20 protein-coding genes are annotated in these 25,258 nt (G+C 55.8%); 17 read left to right on the forward strand and 3 right to left on the reverse strand.

Annotation, left to right across the window (positions count from 1 at the left end; translation table 11 throughout):
• The first annotated feature begins 87 nt into the window (after positions 1 to 87).
• The 3 genes from FPZ49_RS13635 to FPZ49_RS13645 all read left to right on the forward strand — a co-directional run bounded on the left by FPZ49_RS13635 (position 88) and on the right by FPZ49_RS13645 (position 7,375).
• Entirely contained in the window at positions 88 to 2,490 is a 2,403-nt protein-coding gene (locus FPZ49_RS13635) for a bifunctional diguanylate cyclase/phosphodiesterase (RefSeq protein WP_144847507.1), read from the forward strand.
• Positions 2,487 to 3,830, forward strand: coding sequence for an ABC transporter substrate-binding protein (locus tag FPZ49_RS13640; RefSeq protein WP_261381393.1), 1,344 nt, complete (start codon positions 2,487 to 2,489; stop codon positions 3,828 to 3,830). The genes FPZ49_RS13635 and FPZ49_RS13640 overlap by 4 nt, the downstream gene beginning before the upstream one ends.
• 143 nt (positions 3,831 to 3,973) lie before the next feature.
• The gene (locus FPZ49_RS13645; RefSeq protein ID WP_261381397.1) at positions 3,974 to 7,375 is read left to right on the forward strand and encodes a response regulator; all 3,402 of its coding nucleotides are present in this window, start codon (positions 3,974 to 3,976) and stop codon (positions 7,373 to 7,375) included.
• A gap of 173 nt (positions 7,376 to 7,548) precedes the next feature.
• Here the strand turns inward: FPZ49_RS13645 and FPZ49_RS13650 are convergent, their stop codons facing one another.
• Entirely contained in the window at positions 7,549 to 8,355 is an 807-nt protein-coding gene (locus FPZ49_RS13650; RefSeq protein WP_144847511.1) for a YheC/YheD family protein, read from the reverse strand.
• Positions 8,356 to 8,534: 179 nt separating this feature from the next.
• Between FPZ49_RS13650 and FPZ49_RS13655 the strand changes: the two genes are divergently transcribed.
• The 7 genes from FPZ49_RS13655 (at position 8,535) to FPZ49_RS13685 (ending at position 15,734) form a co-directional block, all read left to right on the forward strand.
• Complete coding sequence (locus FPZ49_RS13655; RefSeq protein ID WP_144847513.1) at positions 8,535 to 9,797, forward strand: CoF synthetase; 1,263 nt, start codon at positions 8,535 to 8,537, stop codon at positions 9,795 to 9,797.
• Entirely contained in the window at positions 9,794 to 10,783 is a 990-nt protein-coding gene (gene sbnA / locus FPZ49_RS13660) for a 2,3-diaminopropionate biosynthesis protein SbnA (protein WP_144847515.1), read from the forward strand. The genes FPZ49_RS13655 and sbnA overlap by 4 nt, the downstream gene beginning before the upstream one ends.
• Positions 10,780 to 11,751, forward strand: a complete 972-nt coding sequence (locus tag FPZ49_RS13665) for a 2,3-diaminopropionate biosynthesis protein SbnB (protein ID WP_144847516.1) — start codon at positions 10,780 to 10,782, stop codon at positions 11,749 to 11,751. Before sbnA ends, FPZ49_RS13665 begins: the two co-directional genes overlap by 4 nt.
• Before the next feature lie 246 nt (positions 11,752 to 11,997).
• Positions 11,998 to 12,390, forward strand: coding sequence for a hypothetical protein (locus tag FPZ49_RS13670; protein WP_144847518.1), 393 nt, complete (start codon positions 11,998 to 12,000; stop codon positions 12,388 to 12,390).
• A gap of 92 nt (positions 12,391 to 12,482) precedes the next feature.
• On the forward strand, positions 12,483 to 13,418 hold the full coding sequence (locus FPZ49_RS13675) for an HD-GYP domain-containing protein (RefSeq protein ID WP_144847520.1): 936 nt from the start codon (positions 12,483 to 12,485) through the stop codon (positions 13,416 to 13,418).
• Between the two features lie 31 nt (positions 13,419 to 13,449).
• Positions 13,450 to 15,336: a methyl-accepting chemotaxis protein gene (locus FPZ49_RS13680; protein ID WP_144847521.1), complete on the forward strand. Its 1,887-nt coding sequence runs from the start codon at positions 13,450 to 13,452 to the stop codon at positions 15,334 to 15,336.
• Between the two features lie 38 nt (positions 15,337 to 15,374).
• The gene (locus tag FPZ49_RS13685) at positions 15,375 to 15,734 is read left to right on the forward strand and encodes a response regulator (protein WP_144847523.1); all 360 of its coding nucleotides are present in this window, start codon (positions 15,375 to 15,377) and stop codon (positions 15,732 to 15,734) included.
• A gap of 369 nt (positions 15,735 to 16,103) precedes the next feature.
• On the opposite strand, the gene FPZ49_RS13690 is transcribed toward FPZ49_RS13685, so the two are convergent.
• Complete coding sequence (locus FPZ49_RS13690) at positions 16,104 to 16,514, reverse strand: cbb3-type cytochrome c oxidase subunit I (RefSeq protein ID WP_144847524.1); 411 nt, start codon at positions 16,512 to 16,514, stop codon at positions 16,104 to 16,106.
• A 214-nt stretch (positions 16,515 to 16,728) separates the two neighbouring features.
• Between FPZ49_RS13690 and FPZ49_RS13695 the strand changes: the two genes are divergently transcribed.
• The 7 genes from FPZ49_RS13695 to FPZ49_RS13725 all read left to right on the forward strand — a co-directional run bounded on the left by FPZ49_RS13695 (position 16,729) and on the right by FPZ49_RS13725 (position 23,985).
• The gene (locus FPZ49_RS13695; protein WP_144847525.1) at positions 16,729 to 17,823 is read left to right on the forward strand and encodes a glycosyltransferase family 4 protein; all 1,095 of its coding nucleotides are present in this window, start codon (positions 16,729 to 16,731) and stop codon (positions 17,821 to 17,823) included.
• Positions 17,824 to 17,969: 146 nt separating this feature from the next.
• Entirely contained in the window at positions 17,970 to 19,568 is a 1,599-nt protein-coding gene (locus FPZ49_RS13700) for an ABC transporter substrate-binding protein (RefSeq protein ID WP_144847527.1), read from the forward strand.
• 81 nt (positions 19,569 to 19,649) lie between these two features.
• A complete protein-coding gene (locus FPZ49_RS13705; RefSeq protein ID WP_144847529.1) occupies positions 19,650 to 20,600 on the forward strand; it encodes an ABC transporter permease in 951 nt (316 codons plus the stop codon).
• A gap of 4 nt (positions 20,601 to 20,604) precedes the next feature.
• Positions 20,605 to 21,450, forward strand: coding sequence for an ABC transporter permease (locus tag FPZ49_RS13710; protein WP_144847531.1), 846 nt, complete (start codon positions 20,605 to 20,607; stop codon positions 21,448 to 21,450).
• A 20-nt stretch (positions 21,451 to 21,470) separates the two neighbouring features.
• On the forward strand, positions 21,471 to 22,490 hold the full coding sequence (locus FPZ49_RS13715) for an ABC transporter ATP-binding protein (protein WP_144847533.1): 1,020 nt from the start codon (positions 21,471 to 21,473) through the stop codon (positions 22,488 to 22,490).
• Between the two features lie 24 nt (positions 22,491 to 22,514).
• Entirely contained in the window at positions 22,515 to 23,492 is a 978-nt protein-coding gene (locus FPZ49_RS13720) for an ABC transporter ATP-binding protein (RefSeq protein WP_144847535.1), read from the forward strand.
• Between the two features lie 52 nt (positions 23,493 to 23,544).
• Entirely contained in the window at positions 23,545 to 23,985 is a 441-nt protein-coding gene (locus tag FPZ49_RS13725) for a hypothetical protein (RefSeq protein ID WP_144847537.1), read from the forward strand.
• A gap of 513 nt (positions 23,986 to 24,498) precedes the next feature.
• Here FPZ49_RS13725 and FPZ49_RS13730 read toward each other — a convergent pair.
• A partial coding sequence (locus FPZ49_RS13730) for an IS256 family transposase (protein WP_144847539.1) occupies positions 24,499 to 25,258 on the reverse strand: 760 nt, incomplete at its 5' end.

The raw sequence follows: 25,258 nt of genomic DNA on the forward strand, positions 1-25,258 counted from the left end.
TTACCTAATACATTTTTTGTATGCTCATAGTAGAGATGAGGCTAATGGACTAGCGTTCAACTTAATAGATAAAGGCGGCGATACAGTTTGAAACGGTTACGAGTCTTCTTTCATGAGCAGACAGCGAAGTGGAGCTCGGCTCGCGGAAACGTTCGCATAGATCGGTGGATCCCATCAGGCGGATGGAGGCTCTTAATAGTATATGTGATTTGCTCAGGCGTATTGGTGATCGGAGCAAGTCTGCTGCTGTATTCCCACTCCAATCAAATGCTGTCGGACAAGGTGGACCTGACGACGAAGCAGACGGTGGTTCAGACGGTGGACAGCTTGGATCGGATGATCCGCAATTACCAGAACCTGACCTACACGGTAATTACCGACCGGACGATCCTCGATCAGCTGCAAACCTACGGAGAGAAAGAGAGCAGCCCCCTGGAGAGATTTACAGCCTCCCGCAAAATTGCTGAAAGCTTGTCCATCCGGTTTTTTAGCAACGGCGATATTCGCAATGTTCATATCATCCCCCTAGATCCCGCATCGAATGAAATATCGACGAGCGCCTTTAGCCCTGAATCCAAGAATTACCGAACCGAGGCCTGGTTCCAGAAGGTCATTGCAGCGGATGGCGAGTGCGTCTGGCTGGAAACGAGAAAGGCCGGCTATTCCCGGTCAGGCCAGTCCTCCTTTGCCGTCAGCCGGCTCATGAAGCTGGACTCCGGTATCAAGTACATGCTGCTCGCGGAGATCAATACGAGTGTGCTGAATGATACGCTCGCCGAGATTAAGCTCGGAGACAGCGGAGAAATGGTCATGCTGACAGCGGCGAATCGGCTGCTGAGTACGGCGAAGCGGGAGGCTGAGGAGGACGAGTACCACATTGCGCTGATGCCTGGACTCACTGCGCATGGGACGGCTCGCGACAATACGGCGGAGAGCGGCATGGTCAGCTGGAATGGCAGCAAGCAGCTGGTGGTGGCGGGACGAATGGCGACGACCGGATGGCTGGTCGAAGCGGTAATACCGGTCACGGAGGTGGCGAAGGACACGACGCGGATCCGCAATACGATGCTGATCAGCCTGGCCGGCATCACGGTTGTCATTATGCTGTTCAACTATTTCATGCAGCGGCGGCGCAATGAGCTGAACATCCGCTATATGGCATATCATGATCACCTGACCGATCTGGCGAATCGCAAGCTGTTTTACGAAGCCATGGAGCGTGAGATTAGCGGGGCGCAGCCGACGCAGCCGTTTGCCGTGCTGTTCATGGATTTGGACCGCTTTAAGCTGATCAACGATACGTTCGGACATGCGGCCGGAGATCAGATGCTCAAGGAAGTGGCGCGCCGATTAAAGCTGGGCCTCGGCAGCAGCTGCACGATCGCCCGGTTTGACGGGGACGAGTTTCTCATTCTAATCCCTGATTGCGTAGGCAGGAAAGAGGAGCTCAGGCCGATCGTCGAACAAATTATGGCGTGGATTCAGCAGCCCGTCCTGTATCACGAGAAAGAGCTCAGCGTCAACGTCAGCATCGGCATCAGCCGATTTCCGGAGGATGGGCTGGATGTCCCGACTTTAATCAAGAACGCCGATACGGCCATGTACAGCGTGAAGGAAAACGGCCGGAGCAGCTACCAGTTCTACAATACCGCGATGGCCAAGAAGACTTATGAGAGGCTGGCCCTGGAGCGGGATTTGCGCCTGGCGCTGGAGCGCAAGGAATTTCTGCTGCATTATCAGCCGCAGATCGGGCTGGAGACGGGGATGGTAGGCGGGATCGAAGCGCTTCTTCGCTGGCGCCACCCGGAGCGGGGACTCGTGTCGCCTGAGGTATTCATCCCGGTAGCTGAAGAATCGCGGCTCATTGTGCCCATTGGCGAATGGGTCTTATATACCGCCTGCAAGCAGAACAAGGCTTGGCAGGACGCCGGCCTGCCGAAGGTTCAGGTAGCCGTCAACCTGTCGATCCATCAGTTTCAGCACGCTGAGATCGTCGATACCATAGCCCGCATCTTACGTGAAACAGGGCTGAGCCCACAGTATCTGGAGCTGGAGATCACGGAATCAATCGCCATGCACGATGTGGAGCAGGTCATTCGGACGCTGCAAGCGTTATGGGATATGGGCGTGAACATCTCAATCGATGATTTTGGCACCGGGTATTCTTCGTTAAATTATTTGAAGCACTTCCCGATTCACCGGCTTAAAATCGATAAGTCGTTCCTGGATGATATGGTGTCGAACGCCAAAGAGCGCGAGATCGTCGCGGCGATTATTGTGATGGCGCATAGCTTGGGCTTGCAGGTGACCGCAGAGGGAGCGGAGTCGTTGGAGCAGGTGCATATTTTGAACGGGTATCGGTGTGACGATGTGCAGGGGTATATCTTCAGCCAGCCGCTACCTGCTCGGGCGTTTGCCGAGCTGTTAGAGAAGCGCAAAGTGTATTATTGGTCCGGCAAAGCCGTTGGCGGAGGAAGGGGAGAGGCATGAGGAGACTGAAGGGGAGATGGTTGTGGTCTTTATCCATCGCAGCGCTCATGGCGCTGGCGGTGGATGCGGGCTGCAGCAGCCAAGACGGCTATGAGAAGGCGCCGGAGGCGCCACCAGCTTCGGGTATCGACTCGGACAAGAAGATTACGCTGCAAATGATGGAGAGCTTGACCAATCCGAAGCGAACGGCGCTCCTAAGCGAAATGATTGCCAAATTCGAGAGCCGGAATCCGGGCATTAAGGTCGTGCTCATCTCGCCCCCGTTCGATCAGGCGGACAGTACGATCCGGGCCATGCTCTCTGCGAAGCAGGATCTCGACGTGCTGGAGGTGAGGGACAACAACATTGCGAGCCTCTCGTACAGCGGGTATTTGGAGCCTTTGAATGCGTTCGCAGCGCATTGGCCGGACTATGCCACGGTCGGACCGGTTGCAGAATCGATCGGCTCAGCAGGCGGGCAGCTGTATTTTATCGCCAACGGCCTGTATCAACGGCAGCTGTTTTACCGCAAGGACTGGCTGGAGGCCAAGGGCTTGCAGCCGCCCACCACGTGGCAGGAGCTGTACGAAACGGGGAAGAAGCTGACGGACGCCGCGCAGAACCGGTACGGCTTCTCCTTCCGCGGGGGCCCCGGCTCGATTGCCGTGATCGATTCGATGGTGCTCGCCTTTAACGGGGAGAAGGTCAATCTGGAGGATGGACAGTTTCTCAAGGACGGCACCACGATCTATTCGTCTCCGGAAGCGCAGAGAGCGGCAGAATTATATTTGAAGCTGTATCAGGACGCCTCTCCGCCGGATTCCGTCTATTGGGGCTTTCAAGAGCAGGTGCAGGCGTTCATCTCCGGCGTAACCGGAATGCTGCTGCAGGATCCGGACGTCATCCAGACGATTCAAGACAAGATGAAGCCGGACACTTGGGCCACCGCCCCGATGCCGCTGGGTCCAACCGGCAAATCGCTCATTACCGCCGGAGGCGCGGGATGGGGCATTGCCGCGGCGTCCAAGAACAAAGCGGCAGCCTGGAAACTCATCACATTTCTTTCCAGCCCGGAGCAGAACATCTCGTTTTCCAAAAACTATGGCTTGATTCCGATTCATACCTCGGCGGCTTACGATCCCTATTTTCAATCGGGGCCCTACAAGACGCTGCTCGAGATGACCCAAAAGACGGATACGTTCCTCCATTTCAAGCCGCCGTTTCAGTATCAAGGCCTGGCACAATGGGCCAAGGAGTCCATGGACACGGGACAAGCTATGCTGCTTGGGCGAGCCACCGTGCAAGAAACCCTCAGCAAATGGGACGTTTTCTGGGAAGAGCAGAAGAGCCCGTTGAAGTAACAGATTATTTCGAACAGGCCGTGCATCTTAGCGATGTACGGCCTGTTTTTTGTACAAAAACAGGAAAAAAGTAGAACAATATCGAATATTGTTACTAACAACCTATTGATCTTGATTTGTGAGAGGAAGGAAGCACCTTGTCTATGCAGGATAGCCGCTTTGGCGAACCGCTTACACTGATGACGTACCAGGCGACGCCTACCCAGCGAAAATATGCGATTCTCGTAAGTACCTTTCTGATTCTCGTGTTCATGTTCACCATACCGTTTGCAGGTCAGGTGATCGCGGAGGCCCCGGCTTTTCTGCCGACCGTGCTCTTCATCATCATCAGCTTTCAGCTCATTACGTCGTTCATTTTGATGAATCAATTTCGGATTAACCGCTCTCCGGCCCTGCTTGTCCTGGCCTCGGCGTATTTGTTTGCTGCGTTTACGGCAAGCGCCTACGTCTTGACCTTCCCCAAGCTGTTCTCGGAGGGCTTGCTGCTGCATGCCGGGGCGCAGACATCGCCATGGCTGTATTGCATTTGGCACGGGGGCTTCGCGCTGCACATCTGTATCTATCTGCTGCTTTCCACCCGCTCTCGATGGAGAGATGCTCAGCTGAGCCAGCGGCAGACGCGGGTTTGGACCATCTATATGCTGCTGTTCACGTTAGGGCTTGTAAGCGTCCTCACCTTTTATACCAGCTACTTCAGCGGGCTGCTGCCTGAGATTGTACAGGCCAACCATGCCACGTCCTTGTTTGCTTATGGCCCGGGGCTGGTCTCCGTCTTGTTCAACATCGTCGCCCTGGTGGGACTGCTCCGGATGACGCGCGGCAGCACGGTGGTCAACCTCTGGCTGATCGTTACCCTGCTGGCCTCCCTGCTGGACATTTTGCTGTCCGTCTATATTACCAGCCAACGCTTCAGCATCGGCTGGTACATGTCGAAGCTGAATAGCTTTATGTGCGCGAGCATTCTGCTGGCGGCGCTGCTGTTCGAATTGAACCAGATGTATCTGCGCATGACCGAGATGTACAGCCATGTGCTTCAAGCTCGGGAGCTGGCAGCGGCCAAAGAACGGATGGAATTCGTCAACCGCGAGCTGCTGCTGGAAAAAGAGAAGGTACAGCAATATTTGGACGTTGTAGAAGTGCTGATCGTCGTGCTTGATTCGCAGGGCCGGATCAATATGCTCAACGACCGGGGATGCAGCCTGCTCGGCTATGAGGAAGCGGAGCTGATCGGTAAGCATTGGTATGAGAATTTCGTCGTGGGCGGGCTCCAAAGCGAATGCTGCCGCACCTTTTTGGCGGTGATGGGAGGCATGCCGCTTGGCGGCCATGAGAAATCGGCGAACCAGATTGTGACCCGTACCGGGGACATTCGCAGTATCGATTGGAGCAATACGCTCTTGGTTAACGCAGAGGGTGTGGTTACGGGAGCGATCTGCACCGGAATCGATGTGACCGAACAGAAGCAGGCGGAGCAAGCCCTTTACCACTACAAGGCGCATCTGGAGGAGCTGGTGGAGCAGCGCACGATTCAGCTGGAGACCAACAATGCCCTGCTAGCGGAGGCGAAGGAAGCGGCGGAAGCGGCCAACCGTGCGAAGAGCGAGTTTTTGGCCAATATGAGTCACGAAATTCGCACGCCTATGAATGCGGTCATCGGGTTGAATTATTTGCTGCAGCAAACAGAGCTGAATCCGCAGCAAAGGGAATACGTAGACAAGACGATTTCTTCCGCCAAAAGCTTAATGACCATCATCAACGACATTCTCGACTTCTCCAAAATCGAGGCCAACAAAATCGTCATGGAGCAAATCGACTTTGACTTGTATGAGGTGCTCGACAACATCTCCAATATGATTGGGTTCAAAGCGTACGATAAAGGACTTAAGCTGCATTTCTCCATTCAACCGGACGTGCCGCAAATGCTGAAGGGCGATCCGTTTCGCTTGAATCAGGTGCTGCTCAACTTATCGAACAATGCGGTGAAATTTACGCAGGAGGGCATGGTGTCCATCGCCGTCGAGGTGGTCTCCAAGAACGAGCAGGGTGTGCTGCTGCGCTTTGAAGTGAGGGATACGGGAATCGGAATGTCGCCGGAGCAGCATAAGCTGCTGTTTCGCGGCTTCTCCCAAGCGGATATGTCGACGACGCGCAAGTACGGCGGGACGGGTCTGGGACTGGTCATTAGCAAAAAACTGGTGCGGCTGATGGGCGGATCGATTCAAGCGGAAAGCACCGAAGGCGAGGGCAGCTGCTTCTCCTTCACCGCGTCGTTTGGCTACACGTACAGCATCCTGACCAGCGTCCACAAGCCGTCTTCAGCCAAGTTTCTGCGCGTGCTGCTCGTCTGCGACAATGACGAAATGCAGCAGGTGCTCAAGGGGCAGCTGGAGCAGCTGCAGTTCATCGTCAGCGTGGCCGATTCCGGCCTCAGAGCCATCGAGCAGTTGACCCGGTACGGCCGGTATGATCTGATTCTGCTCGATTGGAAGCTGCAAGCGGCCGATGCGATCGGCCTGGCCGAGCAGATCCGCTCGGAGTTCGGTGCGGCGATCTCGCAGGCGATGGTGCTGATCAGCGCCTATCATGAGCCCGAGCTGCAAGCGCAAACGCAGTCTCATGGCATCGAGCATGTGCTGCACTACCCGATCAGCCAGTCGCAGCTGTACGACAAAGTGGTGGACCTGCTGCATACGCCGGCGTCCTCCGGCGTGAGCGGCGGACAAGATCGCGAGCAGCTGGATAAGTTCGCGATGCTCCACGATGCGTCCATCCTGCTGGTTGAGGATAACGAGATCAATCAGCTGGTGGCCAAGGAGCTGCTGAAGGAGGCGGCGATGCATGTCGATGTGGCGGACAATGGCATGGAGGCGGTGGAATGCGTTGAGCGTCGGCCGTATGACGCCATTTTGATGGATTTGCAGATGCCGCATATGGACGGGTACGAGGCGACAAGAATCATTCGAACGCTCCCCTACGGAAAAGAGATTCCGATCATCGCCATGACGGCCGACGCGATGAAGGGAGTGGAGGAGCAGGTGCTGGCTGCGGGGATGAATGCTTATATAACGAAGCCGTTTGACCCCATCCAATTATTGAGCGTCCTGCAGCGCTTAATTCAGACCTCGTCCTCCCTCACCGCAGCTCCGAGCGAGCCGTCGGCCGAGCAGCCCGAACAGCCGGAAGTTTCGGAGCCGGCGCTGCAGGTGGAGGACGCGGTTCGGCGCATTGGCGGCAATCTGAAGCTGTACGAGCAAATTTTAAACACCTTCGAGAAGCTGCATTCCGAAATCGTAAGCGAGGTGCGGGAGGCGCTATTCTGCGGCGACCTGGACCAAGCGGTGAGGCTGGCGCACACGCTCAAAGGCGTCGCAGCGAATATCGGAGCGTATCGGCTCTCGGAGACGGCGGAAGAGCTGCAGTACGCGATACAAAACGATCATCAGCAGCTGGAGCCGTTATTGATCGAGACGGATCAGAAGCTGCGGGCCGTCCTTCGGGAGATCAACCAATTTCAAATGAAGGGGCAGCCCTGCAGCCCGGTCTAAGAGGTGTAGTAGGAATGTCCTCGTCCAAACGCCGTAGCTGTCATTGGTACGCCGTGATCGGCTAGAACCGGTTCCGGGATCCGAGATTACGCGCGCCAGCGATTACCGCAAAGCCTAAAACATACAAGAGCCCAAGGGGTCACGGATACCGTGCCGCTTGGGCTCTTTGTATGTTATTTTCGCGGGCCGGGCGCTTTTTTCGCTTTGTTGCAGGTCAAGTTATAGACCTTGCCGTACGCCTTGGCGTAGCGGACCATGCGCCGGAGCATCGAGCGGTCATCCAGCTTGGTGAACGGGCAAGGATCGGGGCTCGTATTGACCTCCAGAATCCACGGCTTAAAACGGCGATCGATGGCGATGTCGAGTCCGAGCTCATTCATCGCCGGGAAAGCTTGGCCGAACTGTCTGGCGGTCAGCCTCCCTAAACGGGTCATGTGGTGCATCAGCGTACTAGCCTTGCGTTTCCCGGCCAACGACCGGAGCAGCCGCTGGGCGGGATAGATCGTTCCGCCTTGGCTCCCGTTCGTGACGACCTTGCCCGGATGAGCGACGCGGGCCGCCGTCCCGGTCCATTCCCACTGCCGATTCGGATTTTTTTGCATCACCACGCGAAAGTCAAAGGGGCGCCCCTGATACTTCAGCACATGAATGCCCTTTTGCACCAGATAGCGCTTGCGCCGAATGCTCGGTTCGACGGAGCGGTACATCCGCGTGAAGGAGCGGAAGGCACGGGTACGCAGACCGCTTTTGTAACGGTACGTCCGCCCCTTTTTCTCCACCCTCATGACCCCGATTCCCAGCGAGCCGGTGACCGGCTTAATATAGACCATGCCATAGCGATTCAGCATGCTCCTGAAGCTCCCGCGAGTCAGCCTGAGCGTAGATGGTACGTAGTCCGAAAGCTGCCGATCGCGCAGCAGCACGACGTGTTTTTTCAGCTTGCTTGAGATACGTTTACATCGTTTACAATCACACCCCAATGCGCGTCCCCCCTGTCATCAGTTGCAAGATCCCTGCTATAACCTACGAATTTTCCCCCGACTAGGTGAATACTCCATGCAAATCTTGGCGGATGACATATTTTGTTATTAAAACGAGATTGGCAGCGGACGGCGAACGACTCATGGCATGGACCGGGTAGCCAACGGGAGGGATACCGGTGTCGGAATCAGAGGTGCTTCAGCTTAAAGTGCGGCAGATGGAGGAGCATTTCCCTTGGTATTCGGAATGGCGAGCGAGCCAAGCAGCGGGCAGCGGAAATGGGGATGAGAGGACAGGCGGCGCTTTGGAGAGCTTCCCGCTCATCACGGCCGGGGTGCTGGAGACATTTTACTACACCGCGGTGCCGCCCTTCGAGCATCGGCCGGAGCTGTACCGCTACCAGACGTCCGGAACAAGCTCGGGCCGGCGAAAAACGATCTATTACTCGGAGAAAGACGAAGCGAGGTACCTGCAGGTGAAGACCAGGGTGTTCGCCGAGCTGGTGAAGCGCTCCGGAGCGAGCACCGCCTTGGCGGACATGGGCACCGGCCATGCCGCAGCCACGTCGCTGGCCGTATTCCGGCAGCTAGGGCTGAAGGCGGAAGCGGTCTCGTTCCAGCTGCCGATCGAGCATCATTTGGAGCGGCTGGCGGAGTGCAGGCCGCACCTGCTTTACACGATGCCGTCGATCCTGGACCGCATCCTGCTTGCGTCGCCCGACCCGGCGGGGTACGGCATTCGCGACGTCATCCTGGTCGGCGAAATCGCTTCCCCGGCGTGGAGGCAGCGAGCGGCCGAGCGGCTTGGCATCGGTGCGGAGCATATCACCGATACGTACGGCTCGATCGAGATCGGCACGATCGCCTATTATTCGCATGCGCACGGCAGGTACTTGCTGGCGGACGGGGTACTCGCCGAGGGCGTGGCGGCGGAGGCGCTGGAGGAAGGCATCGAACCGCTGGCGGAGGACGAGCGGGTACTGGTGCTGACGTCGCTGGTACGGGATTTGTTCCCCTCGCTGCGCTTTGTGACGTACGACGTCGTGCGCGATTTGCGGCCAATCGTGGTGGACGGCGTGCTGCGGCAAAGCTTCCAAAGCATCGTGAAGCGGATCGGTTCGGAGCTGAAGCATGGGGAGAAAATCAGTCTCTACGATATTGAAGACGTCGTCTTCCGTCATCTGAGCGAGGCGAGCGTGCGCGTGAAGGTGGCGGGCAACGCGCTGACGGTGTATGTCTACAGCCCCAAGCTGACGGATGCACTGCTTCAAGCGATCCAGCGGGACCTGACGGACCGGATCCCTGAGATCGGCGAAATGATTCGCGGCCGCATGCTGGGCGAGATTCGCTTGATTGGCGGCACGTTTGATGATTCGTCTCATCGGAGCACCGTAAAAAATAAAAAAATTTTTTATGAAACAAGGGGGCCGTCATCGCCATGAATCTTGAACGCGGGATCTTTGGGGCTATCGGCCAGACTCCGCTGGTTCGGCTGGAGCGCTTGTTCGGGCAGGACGACTTTGCGGTTTACGGCAAGCTGGAGGGGATGAATCCGGGGGGCAGCGCCAAAGACAGGCCGGCCTTGGTCATGCTGCGCGAGGCGATTCGCAGGGGCGAGGTCACGAGTGGCTCGGTCGTCATCGAATCCAGCTCGGGCAACCTCGCGATCAGCTTGGCGCAAATCTGCTGCTACTTGGGGATTCGCTTCATCTGCGTCGTGGACCCGCGAACGACCGAGCAGCACAAGCAAATCATCCGCAGCTATCATGCGGAGATTGACCTGGTGAGCGAGCCGGACCCGGCGACAGGAGAGTTTCTACCGGCGCGCATCCGGCGGGTCGGCGAGCTGCTGCGGACGATTCCGAACAGCTACTGGACGAATCAATATGCCAACCCGGACAACTACATGGCGCATGCCCAGACGACGATGCGGGAGATTGCCGAGGCGCTGGGCCGGGTCGATTACTTATTCTGCGGCGTCAGCACCACCGGGACGATCCGGGGCTGCCGGGAATATATCCGCAGCCGTGGGTGGGCTACGACCGTGGTGGCGGTGGATGCAGCGGGCAGTGTCATTTTTGGCGGGGAGAAGGGGCCGAGGAAGTTCCCCGGTCTGGGAGCGGGCATCGTGCCCGGCTTATACCACCCGGATGTGGCCGATCGGATTGTGTATGTGTCCGACCGGGACTGCGTGCAGGGCTGCCGCGATCTGGTCCGCTGCGAGTCGATCCTGGCGGGAGCCTCCTCCGGCGGCGTCCTAGCGGCAATTGAGAAGCTCCGTCCCGAGATCGCGAAGGGGGCGGTCTGCGTTGCCATTTTGCCTGACCGGGGGGAGCGCTATATGAATACGGTGTACAACGATGAGTGGGTGAAGGCCCAGCTGGGCTTCCTTCCCACGGCACGTAGTGGAGGAGGCAGTGAAGCATGATGTACCTTAATGACGGCCATATTCGGAAGCTCGGCATCGACTGGCCTACGCTGGTCGGCATCATTGAGTCGGCGGTGGCCACCGTAGACCGGGGAGATTATGCCCAGCCGATCAAGCCTTACCTGCGGTTCCGCGAGCCGGTTAACCGGATCATTGCCATGCCGGCCTTCGTCGGCGGAGAGGTGGACTTGTGCGGCATCAAGTGGATTGCCAGCTATCCGCGCAATTGGCGGAAGGGGCTGCCGAGGGCGCATAACACCATCGTGCTGAATGAGACGGACACGGGCCGGCCGCTCGCGTACCTTCACAGCAATCTGCTGAACGGCCTGCGGACGGCCGCCGTCAGCGGGGTGCTGGTGCGCGCCTATCTAGCCCGCCGGCCAGAGGTGCCGCTGCGCATCGGCATAATCGGCTGGGGGCCGATCGGCCGGCTGCACCTGGAGATGCTCGCGGCCCTAGTCGGCGAGCGAATCGAACGGATCTCCTTGTACGACATCAAGGGGATCGATCCCGAGACTGTACCGCAGCCCTTGCGCGCGATCACAACGATAAGGCAAGATTGGCGTACGGTGTACCGCGAATCGAATATTTTCGCCACCTGTACGGTGTCGGAAGCGCGGTATATCGACGAGGCGCCGGCATCGGGCACCCTGCTGCTGAACGTCTCACTGCGGGATTATAAGCCCGGCAGCGTCAAGGGCATCCGGGCCATCATCGTCGACGATTGGCAGGAGGTATGCCGGGAGGGAACGGATATCGAAGAACTGCATCTTCAGCGCGGCTTACTCGCGGAGAATACGCGCACGATCGCCGATGTGCTGCTCCGAAATGCATTAGCCGATTATGAGGCGAGCGAGCCGGTGTTTTTCAGCCCGATGGGGCTGGCCGTCTTCGATATCAGCGTAGCCGCCTATTATTGGAGAGAAGCGGTGCGCGCGGGCATCGGGGTCCCTTTGCCATCGGAATAAGGCTCGTGAAGCCGGGTTCTGCCATGGGGCGGTCCGGCTTTTTTGCTGCTCACAATTTCAACAAAGTATAGCGGGATGAACGATGCTTTTTCTCGAATTTTTCCGATTTGTTAGCAAATTATTAGGCTGCGTGATATCAAAATCTAACAGATTTAAGAACAAATATCTAATATCTATACGATATGATAGTCCTGATTAATCGACCATTTTTCCAATAATCTACTATTCGAAGTGCGGTGATAATAATTGACATTAAGTGAATTTTACCGGGACCAGATTATGCTCTTGTTCCAGGAGTTCGAGCGCGAATGGGAGGCGACGGTGCTGTATGAATTCGGATATCAATGGAATCGACGGGTAAACAGCTATCAGGAGTCGTTTCGCATCGTTGAAATCGGAGAGTCGTACCCCTACCTGATGTATACCATGACGCTCTCGGAGGACTTTAAGAAAACAAACATCTTCGATGTGGCGAAGCAGTACAACAGCCGATATGAAATGTCAATTTCGCTCTATCGGGAGAAGCTGCTGCTGTCGATCGGCGTCTCGTGCAATAACTTGAATGAGAGTGTCGGGGGCTTTTTGTTCCGGGCTCGCGGGGATCTGCTGGATATCATTGATTTTACGGTGTACAGCTGAGCGCAGCTGAAGGCTGCGGTTGAAGTTTAGACGGGAGAAAGAGGGCGATTTCCATACGCATTATTCATATCAGTGAGTATGATGAGCGGCTCATGACGCTGGCCCAGCCGGTGTACGACAGCAGGGGACGAGTGCTGCTGACCGAGGGTCGAACGATTCACCCGACGATCGTGAGCCGGCTGAACGCGATGGGGATCCACATGCTTATCGTAGAAGACGAAGTATCCTCCGGCATTACGCTTAATGATTTGCTGGACATGCCGTCCTGGATGGATTTGGTGCAAGGGCTGCAAAGCTGCTACCGGCAGGCCAAAGACAAGAACACCATCGTGCCCAAGCAGGTGTTCGACTTGGCCGGCAAGCTGCTAAGCGAGCTTCAGCATCGGCCGGTGCTGCTGCCGGTGCCTGTTGCCTCTGCCACAGAGGAGCTCGCGCCATCCGCCCATGCCGTCAATGTTACCATCTGGTCGCTGCTCGTCGGGCGCATGCGGGGCTATACGGCATTGCAGCTTCGGGATCTTGCGGTCGGCTGTTTGCTCCACGATATCGGCAAAGCGCTGGCAACGAGCGATTCGGAGCACCCCGAAGCAGGCTTTCAGCTGATCAAGAAGCATCGGGAATTTAACCTCATGTCGGCGCATATCGCGTTTCAGCATCATGAAGCGGTAGACGGCTCCGGCTTCCCGAGGGGGATTCAAGGTGCGGCCTATCTGGAGATGGCGCAAATCTGCTCCATCGCCAATCAGTTCGAGAATAAGCTCAGCGAGATGACGATCCCGCCGCATGAAGTGCTGGAATGGCTCATGTCGCTGTCGGGCTCGCGGTATGTCCACGAGGTCGTACAAGCGTTCAGCGTAGCTGTACCCGCTTATATGCCTGGGACGCGGATCAGGATGCAGGACGGGCGTTCAGCCGTTGTGATGAGCATCACTACCCACATGCAGCGTCCCGTCATCCGATATGAGGATACGCAAGAAGTGTTGTCTCTGGCCGAGCATAACTCGGTTATGATTTCTGGCATTTATTAACGGTCGATAAGAAGAACCAAAGGAGAGGTCCATGTTGGGAACGATGGTACAGTGGTTTCAAAGGGTTACATTTCGAAAATTAGCTACCCGCCTCATGATAAGGACGTTAGTGATCTCGCTCGTGATCGTAGTCTCGATGTCGCTTGCATTGTTTATTCCGAACTCCGCACTGTTTCATCAACAGATTGATAAAGAGTTGGCGCTAAAGACGGAAACGATTGTTTCAAAGATGGACGAGGAGCTGCAGAAAAAGCTGGCGAAGCTGGAAACCGCTGCTAATTTGGGGCAGAATTACGGAGCGGATGAAGAGAAGCATAAGGAGCTGGCCATCGCTTTTGCAAAAGCCAATTCCGAATTCAGCGGCATGGCGTTCTCACTGGATTTGATCGGGAAGAATGCATTCTCCAGCGCATCCAGCGCAAGAATTGATATCTCCACCCGGCCTTACCTGAAGCTGATTGCAGAGGGCAAATCCGCGATTGGCGATCCGAATCCGTCGCCGTCGGATCCGTCGAAGCTGATCATTTCGCTGGCAGCCCCTTTGATGAAGGACGGTAAGCCGTTCGGCTTCTACGCGGCGGGCTACGAGATCAGTGCCGCAACCAAAAGTGTCAGCACAGCCAAAATCGGCCAATCGGGCTACGCCATCCTGCTGGACAGCAAGGGGATGATTGTCAGCCATCCGGATACTTCCTTAGTTATGAAGAAAACCATATACGATCTTGGGATTCCCGAAGTCATCCGTGCGTTCGAATCCGCTAAAAAAGGCGAAAGCTCAAGCTATTCCTACATATATCAAGGTGTAAAGAAAATCGGCTATGCCAGCACAACGAAAAACGGGTTTGTCATTCAAATGTCCGTACCGGAGGCGGAAATCCTAGAACCGATTACCAAGATGCAACAAACCACGCTGATTACGGCATTGATCGTCATCCTTGTGTCGCTCGCGGTGACTTATGTGTTTGCCAGAAGCATTGCACGCCCGATCGTATACATCACGGACGTAGTCAAGGAACTGTCCGACGGCGACTTCCGGCCTCGGCTGCAGGTTCAATCCAAAGATGAGCTTGGCGCGCTGGCCCGGCATATGAACGAAATGCTGGAGTCGTTAACCGCCACCATTGAGCAGGTGTCTGCCGCCTCGATCAGTGTGGCTTCGTCCTCGCAGCAAATTACGGCCAGCACGGATGAAGTGGCCAAGGGCAGCGTCGATCAGGCGGACCGTGCCCGAAGTATGGCGGACCTGTTCGAGAGCCTGGAGGGCTCGATTAAACAGGTCGCGCAGATCGCAGGGCAAGCCCAGGGATTGTCTCAAGAAGCGGTGCATATCGCCAAGGAAGGCACGAGCATCATCACGCTCTCCATTGACAAGATGGAGCAGGTGAATCGCCAAATGACCTCGCTGGAGAGCGATTCGAAGCAGATCGGCAATATCATTGAAGTGATCAACGACATCGCCGAGCAGACCAATCTGCTTGCGCTCAACGCGGCGATCGAAGCGGCACGGGCGGGAGAGCAAGGCCGCGGGTTTGCGGTCGTAGCCGACGAGGTGCGCAAGCTGGCGGAGCGAAGCGGGGAAGCGACCAAGCAGATCGCGGCGATCATAGGCGGCATGCAGGTGAGCACGACCAACTGCGTGCAGGCAGTCGGCGAAGGCGTGTCGCAGTTTGCGCAAACGCGGCAATCGTTTGACAGCATCGTGACGAAGGTCAACGAGACGTCGCAGAAGGTGGAGGAGATCGCTTCCTCCAGCGTGGAGCAAGCGTCCAAAGCGTCCGAGGTGCTGCATACGATCGAATCCGTCGCCTCCGTCAGCGAACAGGCGGCCGCAGCGGCGGAAGAGACGGCCGCGGCTACGCAAGAGCTGTCCAACCTCGCGGAGAGATTGAGCAGCTCGGTCGATCGTTTTAAGTATTAGGAATTTGCATTTCAAGTGTGCAAGGGAGAGGATAACCGATGGCTAAAATTTTAGTAGTGGATGATGCGGGCTTCATGCGGATGATGCTGAAGGACATTTTGCAAAAAGGCGGACACGAAGTCATTGGAGAAGCGGAGAACGGTCGTGTGGCCGTTCAGAAATATCAGGAGCTGCGCCCAGATATCGTTACGATGGACATCACCATGCCCGAGATGGAAGGGGTAGAAGCGGTTAAGGCGATCAAGAAGCAGGATTCCTCGGCCAAGATCGTCATGTGCTCCGCGATGGGGCAGCAGGCGATGGTTGTCCAAGCGATTCAGGCGGGGGCGCGCGACTTTGTTGTCAAGCCGTTCCAAGGCGATCGTGTGCTCGAGGCGGTCAACAAAGCGCTGAAGTAATTTTTTTGGAGATGCAGGTATAGACCTCTTCATTCCCGGACATGCTATATTTCGACGGTGAAAAGAGAGGTGTCGTTCCGTTGAACCAAACAACGAATACTCCAAATAGGTTGTTTTTGAATCTCTAATGAAGTGAGGGGTTGTGCCGCAGAAACGTTAATGTAGTATCCGTACTGCATAGTGTATCTTAGGTAAGAACCGAGCTTTAAGATTCATGGTAATAGCCGAAAATCAATTCACCGTCAGGAAAGAACCCCGCAAGGGGTTCTTTTTCTTTTCGTTAGATAAAAAAAGGGGGTGCCCGATGGCTTGCGTTATCCATCGAAGCACCCCTTGGCTATGCGCTACGTTATATAAGTTTATGTAGACTTAAGCGCCGATGCTGTTGTTCTGTTCTTTCTTGGCCGAGGAGGAAGCCAGCGCGCGGAACAAATTGACGGTGAACAGCAGCACCCCGATCACCAGCAGCAGCGAGCTCACGATGACCAAAGGCAGAAGTGTTTTTTCATCGTTCGTCAGGAGCATGACCGCAAGACCGCCTTGCATTAAAGGCAGGCAGATGTTGTGCAGCCAGAAGTGCGTCTTGGCGAGCTTCGTGTCCGCCGCTTGCGGGTAGAAGTGGTAGATGAGGCCGAACAGCGCCATGGACACCCAGCCTAGCAGGTTGAAGTGCGCGTGGACTGAGGCCAAGCGGAAGTCCTGCACAATACCCATCGTAATCCCGATGATGACCCCGATACAGAAGTAGACCGCTGCAATTCTCAAAAAGTTTTTGGCCATTGCTACTAATCCCCCCGAATACTGGATTTTCCATCAGTTATAACTATGATGCGGTGTATACCCCTTTGCAACCGATTCGCAGGTTAAATATTGATTAATTTTTTTGGCTGCTGGCATGGATAGCGATGTGCGGATAAGCAAATCCCCAATCAGCGGGAGCAGCTCCGGCATAAAGTAGAGTAGAATGATGAACTCTGCAAAAAGAGGTGGCATCTTGCATATCCTGATGATTGCGCCGGAGCAAATCCCTGTTCCGGGTGGAGGCTCTGTTGAAATTTGTATGCTAGCGATCGCCAAACGGCTTGCCCGGCGGCATCGGGTTACGATTGTTAGCCGTGTGTCCGGCCGGCTCCCCCGCAAGAGCCGGTTTGGCAATTTAACGATTGTCCGGGTAGGAACGGGCAGCCATAAAACCTATATCGCCTCGGTTCTCTCTTATATTCGCGGCAGGCATTACGATGCTATACAAGTCGATAACCGACCGTACTATATGGCGAAGGTCAAGCGGCTGTTTCCGCATACACCCGTTTCGTTGTTCTTGCATTCCTTAACCTTTGTCCCCCGATCGAGATCGATCGCGTCAAGCCTGAAAAGCGCCAATCTGATCATCGCCAACAGCTCTTCTTTGAAAAGCAACCTGAGAGGGATGTTCCCAGGTGTTGCACACAAAATCCGCATGGTGCATCTTGGGGTTGACGCTTCCCGATTCAAGCCGGCTTCTGGGAGCTATCGTGCGGCTGGCAAACGCAGGTATGGGCTGGGGAAGTCGTTCACGGTCCTGTTCGCAGGCCGGGTCATTCCCCGCAAAGGCGTGCCAGTGCTGATCCGGGCGGTCAGCAAGGTACGACGGCACATTCCCGGGGCGAAGCTGGTTGTCGCCGGCAGCGCGAAGCCGGGCTATCTCGGCCAGTTGAGGGCACAAGCGCGTAGATACGGTGTGCCGATGAAATACGTGGGCCGAATTCCGCATAGCCGGATTCATCGGCTGTACCGTATGGCCGACTGCTTCGTCTGCCCATCGCAGAAGCACGAGGCGTTCGGACTCGTCAACGTGGAGGCGATGGCATCGGGGGTACCGGTCGTAGCCTCGAACATCGGCGGCATTCGGGAGATCGTCCGGCATGCGCGTAACGGCTATCTGGTGAACCAGTACCGAAGCTCCGATACCTTCGCCCATTACATTGTGAAGATCGCCAGAAGCCGAGCGTTGGCCAAACGGCTGGGAGCCGAAGGCCGAAGGACAGTGCTGCGCAGGTTCAGCTGGAGCAGCACCGCGGCCAGACTGGTCAGCCTTTATCGCCGCAGATAAGGTGAGGGGCCAACCCCGACTCCTTTCGCATATAGCCGATTACCGTGTTCGTGCGGTGATCGGCTTTTTTCGCGCATATTTTTTCGCCTGCCACTTTATACTAAAACAGACAAGATCAGACACCATTCGTGGACGGGGGAATAATTATGCGCAAAAGCAGCAACATCATGGCAGCCGTCCTGATCAGCCTTGCACTTGTGATCAGCGGCTGCGCCAAAAATCAAGAGGCTCCGCCGAACAATGCGGCGTCGCCGGCGCCGAGCGGCAGCACACAGCCGAAGGATGGAGGAAGCTTAGTCATGGGTGTTAGTGACGATCCGAGGGCGATGAATCCGCTGTATGCCGGGGACCGCGTTACACTTACGATTGACCAGTCCCTGTACGCACCCTTTTTCCAGATCAATGACGGGAAGAAGACCTTTTATCTGGCGGAGAGCTTAACGCCTTCGGCGGATTTCTTGAAATATACGCTGAAGCTGAAGCCTAACCTCACCTGGCATGACGGCCAGAAGCTGACCGCAGACGACGTCGTGTTCACGATCGAGTCGATTGTCGACGAGAAGCAGCACAGCTTCTTGCGCAGCATGTTCGTGCTAGGCGGGAAGCCGGTGACGGTGAAGAAGGTCGACGATCTGACGGTCGATTTCACGCTGCCGCAGGTGACGGCTGCTTTTGAAGGGGCGCTGGTGCAGGTGTCTCCGATTCCGAAGCATATTTTCCAAGGGGAAGCGGATCTCGAGAAGAGCGATAAGAACAACAAGCCGGTCGGCTCCGGTCCGTTCAAGTTCAAGGAGTACAAGTCGGGCGAATACGTGACTTTGGATCGTTTTGACGGCTACTTCGGCGGCAAGCCGCATTTGGATTCGGTTACCTACCGCATTGCCAAGGACACGAATGCAGCGAACCTGGCTCTGCAGAACGGCGAGATCAACCTGAAGCTGATCGACCCGCAGGACGTCAAGAAGATTACCGATACGCAAAAATTCACCACCATCGCTTATAACGAAGGCCGTTTGGCGTATATGGTGTTCAACCTGAACATCGATGTGATGAAGAAGAAGGAAGTCAGACAAGCCATCGCCTACGCGCTGGATAAGAAGGAATTGATCACCGCATCGTATACTTCGCTGGATTATGCTGAGCCGGCTCCGTCCATTTTTACACCGGACACGCTGTACCAGGCCAAGGACGTCAACGCGTATAACACGGACGTGAATAAAGCAAAGGATCTGCTCAAAACGGCCGGAGTGGACAAGCTGAAGCTGCGTCTGGCGCACGTGAACTCGAACAAGCAGCAAACGAGCCAAGCGCTGTACATTCAACAGAAGCTAAAGGATGTCGGCATCGAGGTGGAGATTCAAGCGCTGGATCCGGCAGCCTACTCCAATAAAACGCTGAACAAGAAAAACACCGACTTCGATCTTTCGCTCGGCGGGTACATCATGGGCTTCGAGCCGGACGCTTACAAGTCGCTCTATATGAGCAATGAAGCGTACAATTATTCCCACTATTCGAATAAGGATTTTGACGCGCTGTGGGATCAAGCGGCTGTGGAAATGGACAAGACGAAGCGCGGAGACCTGTATAAAAAGATTCAACAAACGGTAGCCGACGAAATGACGGTTTATCCGATCGCTTACACCAAATCGATTATCGCTATCGATAAGAAGTATGCTGGACTGCAGGAAGCCGTTACGAAGCCGGTAGTCATGTTCGAGGATTTGTCCAAGCTGTATGTAAAATAAAACCTTCCGAAAATAAGCTGACGCGTTTCAGCTTATTTTCGTTACTGTCCGCTAAGCTGCTAGAGGGGAGCAAAGGAAAGCATGGTTCGTGTCATCGGGAGAAGGCTGCTCCAATCCGTACCGATGCTGCTGTTTATATCGGTTGTTTGTTTTGCTTTGATCAAATTCGCTCCCGGGGACCCGGTGCAGGCGTTCGTGACGCCGAATATGAATCCGGAGGATGTCGAGCGGATGCGGCACAGCTTGGGGCTGGACTTGCCCGGCTATGTGCAGTATTTGATATGGCTGAAAAACGTGGTCATCGGTAACTTCGGCTTTTCGCTCATCAATCACCGCCCGGTGCTGGCGCAAATCGTCGAGCGGATTCCAGCTACGGCCGGCCTCATGGGCTCCTCGATTGTTGTGGCGCTGCTGCTCGCCATCCCGCTGGGGATGCTGGCTGCGGCGAATCGCAACCGCTGGGTGGATAAGCTGCTCAACATGATCTCCTACATCGGCATCTCGATTCCGAGCTTCTGGTTTGCGATGCTGCTGATCTACATTTTTGCCATTGAGCTGCACTTGCTGCCGAGCATGGGGATGCGAACGATCGGCATGAGCTCGACCTGGGATATTTTGAAGCATGGGATTCTGCCTTGCATCGTGCTGAGCTTCTCGCACATTTCGATTTATATCCGTTATATTCGTTCCAACACAATCGGCCAGCTCAAAGAAGATTATGTGCAAATTCAGTACGCCTTCGGGTCGACGAAGCGGCAGATTTTATTCCGTCATGTGCTGAAAAACGTGCTGCTGCCGATCATTACGCTGCTCGGGCTGTCGCTGCCGGACCTAATCGCCGGGGCGATCATTACCGAGACGGTATTCTCATGGCCGGGCATGGGCTCGCTGGGCATTACGGCGGTGTTCGGATTCGATTATCCCATCATTATGGGTATTACACTCTTCAGCTCGCTGCTGCTGATTGTTGGCAACCTGCTGGCCGATGTGCTGTACAGCGTAGTGGATCCCCGGATTAAGGTGGCGAAGTGACGATATGAACAAAAGCAGATGGCGCAATTTGAAACACGAGCTGCTGGACAATAAATTCGGGCTGGCGGCCTTGGCGATCTTATTCGTTTTTGTGGTGGCGGCGGTGCTGGCCTTCTTGGCACCCCATGATCCAAACCAAATTATCGTGCAGGATCGTCTTAAGCCGCCGAGTGGGTCGCATTACTTCGGGACGGACGATTACGGCCGCGATTACTTTTCCCGGGCGTTGTACGGCGGACGCATCTCGCTGGCGGTGGGCTTTTTGGCGATGATTATCGCGACCGGCTTCGGGACGGCGGTCGGCGCGATCAGCGGGTATTTTGGCGGGAAGGTAGACAGCTTGATCATGCGGGTGGTCGATATTCTGATGTCGGTCCCTCCGTTCCTGGTGATGCTGATTCTTAGTGTCTATTTAAAGCCCGGCATTCAAAATGTCATCATTATCATCGGACTTTTAACGTGGATGAATATTGCTCGAATCGTGCGGGCGGAGACGCTGTCGGTAAAGGAACGGGAATATGTGCTGTATGCCAAGGTTTCCGGGCAGAGCACCTTCCGCATGATTACGATGCATGTCATTCCCAGCGTACTGTCCACGATCATTGTGGCGGCGACGATCAACATCGCTTCGGCGATCCTGATGGAATCCTCGCTCAGCTTCTTGGGTCTGGGCATTCAGCAGCCTAATTCGTCCTGGGGGAGCATGCTGAACAACGCGCAGGGCTATATCAGTGAGGCGCCTTACTTGGCGCTGTTTCCGGGGTTGTTCATTTTATTGACCGTGCTGAGCTTTAATGTGCTGGGGGACATTTTCCGCGTCGCGTTCGAGCCGAAGGTCAACCAGCGATAGAGGAACCGGGGTGAAGTGAGATGCAGCAGGAACCATTATTACGGGTGGACGATTTGAAAACGTCCTTCTACACACGCGACGGCGAAGTGCAGTCGGTGCGCGGCGTCAGTTTTGTGGTGGGGCAGGGGGAGGTGCTCGGCATCGTCGGCGAGTCGGGCAGCGGCAAAAGCGTGACGGCCAAATCGATCATGTCGCTGATCCAGCCGCCAGGTAAGATCAAGTCCGGGGAAATCCGGTTTCAAGGGCGGGATTTGTTGAAGCTGTCGGCCAACGAGTTTCGGGCGCTGCGGGGGAATCGGCTGGCGATGATTTTTCAGGACCCGATGACGTCGCTCAATCCGGTGCTGACGATTGGGCAGCAGATGACGGAGGTGCTCATCCGGCACCGGAGGCTTGGCAAGGGCGAGGCGCGGGCCCGGGCGATCGATATGCTGGCGCTCGTCGGGATCCCTTCCCCGGCGCAGCGGCTGGATCAGTATCCGCACGAATTCAGCGGGGGGATGCGCCAGCGGGTGATGATCGCCATGGCGCTGTCCTGTGAGCCGGAGCTGCTCATTGCCGACGAGCCGACGACGGCGCTGGATGCGACGATTCAGGCGCAAATTTTGGATTTGATGAAGGAGCTTAAGGAGAAGACTTCGACGGCTATTTTGCTGATCACTCATGATATGGGCGTGGTCGCGCAGGTGTGCTCACATGTAATCGTCATGTACGGCGGCCTCATTATGGAGGAAGGCACGGTGGAGGACATTTTTTACCGCGCCCAGCATCCGTACACGCAGGGGCTGCTCCGCTCGATTCCGAAGCCAGGTGCCGGCCATAAGGAGCGGCTGGTTCCGATTGAGGGGACGACGCCGAGCTTGCTGGACCCGCCGAAGGGCTGTCCGTTTCACGATCGGTGTCCGCATGCGATGGATATTTGCCTGGAGCGTCCGCCGTACTTCGAGCTGGGTGAGCGTCACCGGTCCATGTGCTGGTTGAACGATCCGAAAGTGAAAGCGGAGAGAACGTTGACAACTGACATCATGGAACCGATGTAACAGTTGCAATAGGGGGAGTGACGGATGAGCAAACGTGAGGTGCTGGTGGATGTGCGCCAGTTGAAAAAATATTTTTCGATGAATACCGGCTGGTTCGGCAGGGGCGGGAAGGTGCTGAAGGCGGTAGATAACATCAGCTTTCAGATACATCGGGGGGAGACCTTCGGTCTGGTGGGCGAATCGGGGAGCGGCAAATCGACGACGGGACGCAGCATCGTGCGGCTGTATGATGTTACGTCGGGCAGCGTGTACTTTGATGGGCAGGATTTGGCGCCGATGAAGGAGCGGGAGCTGAAGCCGTACCGCAAGCGGATGCAGACGATTTTTCAGGATCCGTATTCCTCCCTCAATCCGGGGATGACCGTGTTCGAGCTGATCAGCGAGCCGATGAACATTCACGGAAGCCTGCCCGAGAGGGAGCGCAGGGAGCGGATTGGCGAGCTGCTCGAGAAGGTGGGGCTCAAGAGAGAGCACCTGACGCGCTACCCGCATGAATTCAGCGGCGGCCAGCGGCAGCGGATCAGCATTGCCCGGGCGCTGTCGGTGAAGCCGGAGTTCATCGTCTGCGACGAGCCGATCTCCGCGCTGGATGTGTCCGTGCAGGCTCAGGTCGTGAATATGCTGGAGGATTTGCAGCAGGAGCTGGGGCTGACGTATTTGTTTATCGCCCATGACTTGTCCATGGTGAGGCATATTTCCGACCGGATCGGCGTGATGTATCTCGGCAAGCTCGTGGAGATCGCGGACAGCGAGGAGCTGTACGAGCATCCGGCGCATCCGTATTCGAAGGCGCTGCTGTCTTCGATTCTGATCCCCGATCCGAAGGCGGCGACGCAGCGCATTCGGCTCGAAGGGGATCTGCCGAGCGCGACGGCGGACATTAACGGCTGTCGCTTCCGTACTCGCTGTCCGCATGCGATGGAGCGCTGCGCTGCGGAGGAGCCGGAGCTGCAGGAGATCAGCCCGGGACACTTTGTGGCTTGTCATTTGTACGATGAATAGGATAGGTCAGGCATACATCGAGAATGAGTACCTGTTTGGGAGGAGAGGCAGTATGGAGGATCAGGTGGTGAAGCTCTCACAGCGCGAGGCGCTGCTGATTGAGCTGCTCCGGGGCGAGGGGGTCGCGGACGATCAAATCTTGGCGAGTGCTCGCAGCGGCGAGATTGAGGCGTACCAGCAGCTGGGCGGCGGGCATTTTGATTTTAACGAGCTGGTCGAGTTCGCGAAAACGCACGGAGAGCTGCTGAAGCAGGCGATTCGCCAGGGCTACGAGATCAAGTTCAACACGATCAATGGGATCAAGCTGCTCGTAGGTTTTATGTTCGGTCAGGAGGCTGAACGTGAGGGCGAGCGTCTCGAAGGGCTCGCGCTGAGCCCGGAGGATCTGTCGCGGCTGCGGCGCGTGCTGTCCCGGTTTTGGGCGGTAACCGAGATGGGGCCGACAGAGGACGGGCGCATCTCGGTGCGAATTGAGCTGCCTGCCGGGAGTTAGGCGGGCAGGTGTGGAAGCCGGCGGTCCCTCGCTTGAGTCGAGGGGCTGCCTGTTTTTTTGTGGTGGTGGTGGGGCGGTGGCATCGGGGAGTCGTGGACAAATACGCCGAGATCCCGCCGTTGTCGCACGGCCATCGCATTGCCAAATAGCGGAACTAGATTCCGCTATTTGACCTCAAATCGGCTGATTTCACGATTTAGCGGAACTGTATTCCGTTATTCTCATGGTTTTTCTCCCCTTACGGGATTTCGACCCAAATAACGGAACGTAGTTCCGCTACGTCTGCCGGCGCCAGTAGCGTCAAGAAGTTTGTGTAAGCAGTCTTTGGTAAATACAAAGTAGAGTGTTCAAAGTCTAATTTTAGAATATTCAAACATGAGATGGTGACTTCCCTCAGAGGTCCTCCAAAGGCTTTATATGGAGGGGTGGGCATGATAGGCTAAGGTGCCTTGGCGATACGAGTTTACGAGGTATCGCCCCTTCGCAAGTCATCATGCCCACAGAGGCTCCATGTCAAGCCGGCTCAGAAGTTCCGTATCGCTTCAAAAACATCTGCTTCAACTTTTCCTTGGTTTCAGGGTCGCTGAACCCTCTGATCGAGCGGCAGCTCCACGTTTCGTTGTAATCCAGTGCTTCGAGATAAACAATCTTTTCTGCCGCTTCAATGTTAGGTAGGCTGTTCATGGGCCGCAGACGTTTTCGTAACTCCTTGTTGGTTCGTTCAATTGCATTTGATGTGTAAATGGCAGGTCGAATCAATGGAGGATACTTGTAGTACGTCAGTAGTGTAGGAAGCTGGTCTTCCCAAGATTTAAGCTCCTTGGGGTACCGTTTTCTCCACTTCTCTTTTACCGTATCGAATGCTGCCCTAGCTAAGTCTCCATCTAACGCGGTATAGACGGTTTTCAGGTCATCCAAAAACTCGGTTTTATCTTGTGCGCGAATTTTGGGCATGGTGCTACGGACTTTATGCACTACACAATGCTGTACATCCGCTTTGGAGTACACATCCCGAAAAGCATCCTCTAGCCCTGGAAGCCCGTCAAACACACCCAGCAATACTTCCTGTAGACCGCGGCGATACAAGTCTTGGAGGATCTCTCTCCAGCCGTTAGAGCTTTCTTGGCCGCCGATGTAAAAACCAAGAATCTCTCGGTGCCCTTGCTCGTTGATGCCCATCACCAGATAGATGACTTCGCTATCTACGGTGTTTCTTCTGAGTTTAATGTACAGTCCATCCAGGTAGAGTACCGAATAGCGTTTCTCGAGAGGG

This window comes from Paenibacillus cremeus, assembly GCF_007786445.1.
GTDB lineage: Bacteria > Bacillota > Bacilli > Paenibacillales > NBRC-103111 > Paenibacillus_G > Paenibacillus_G cremeus.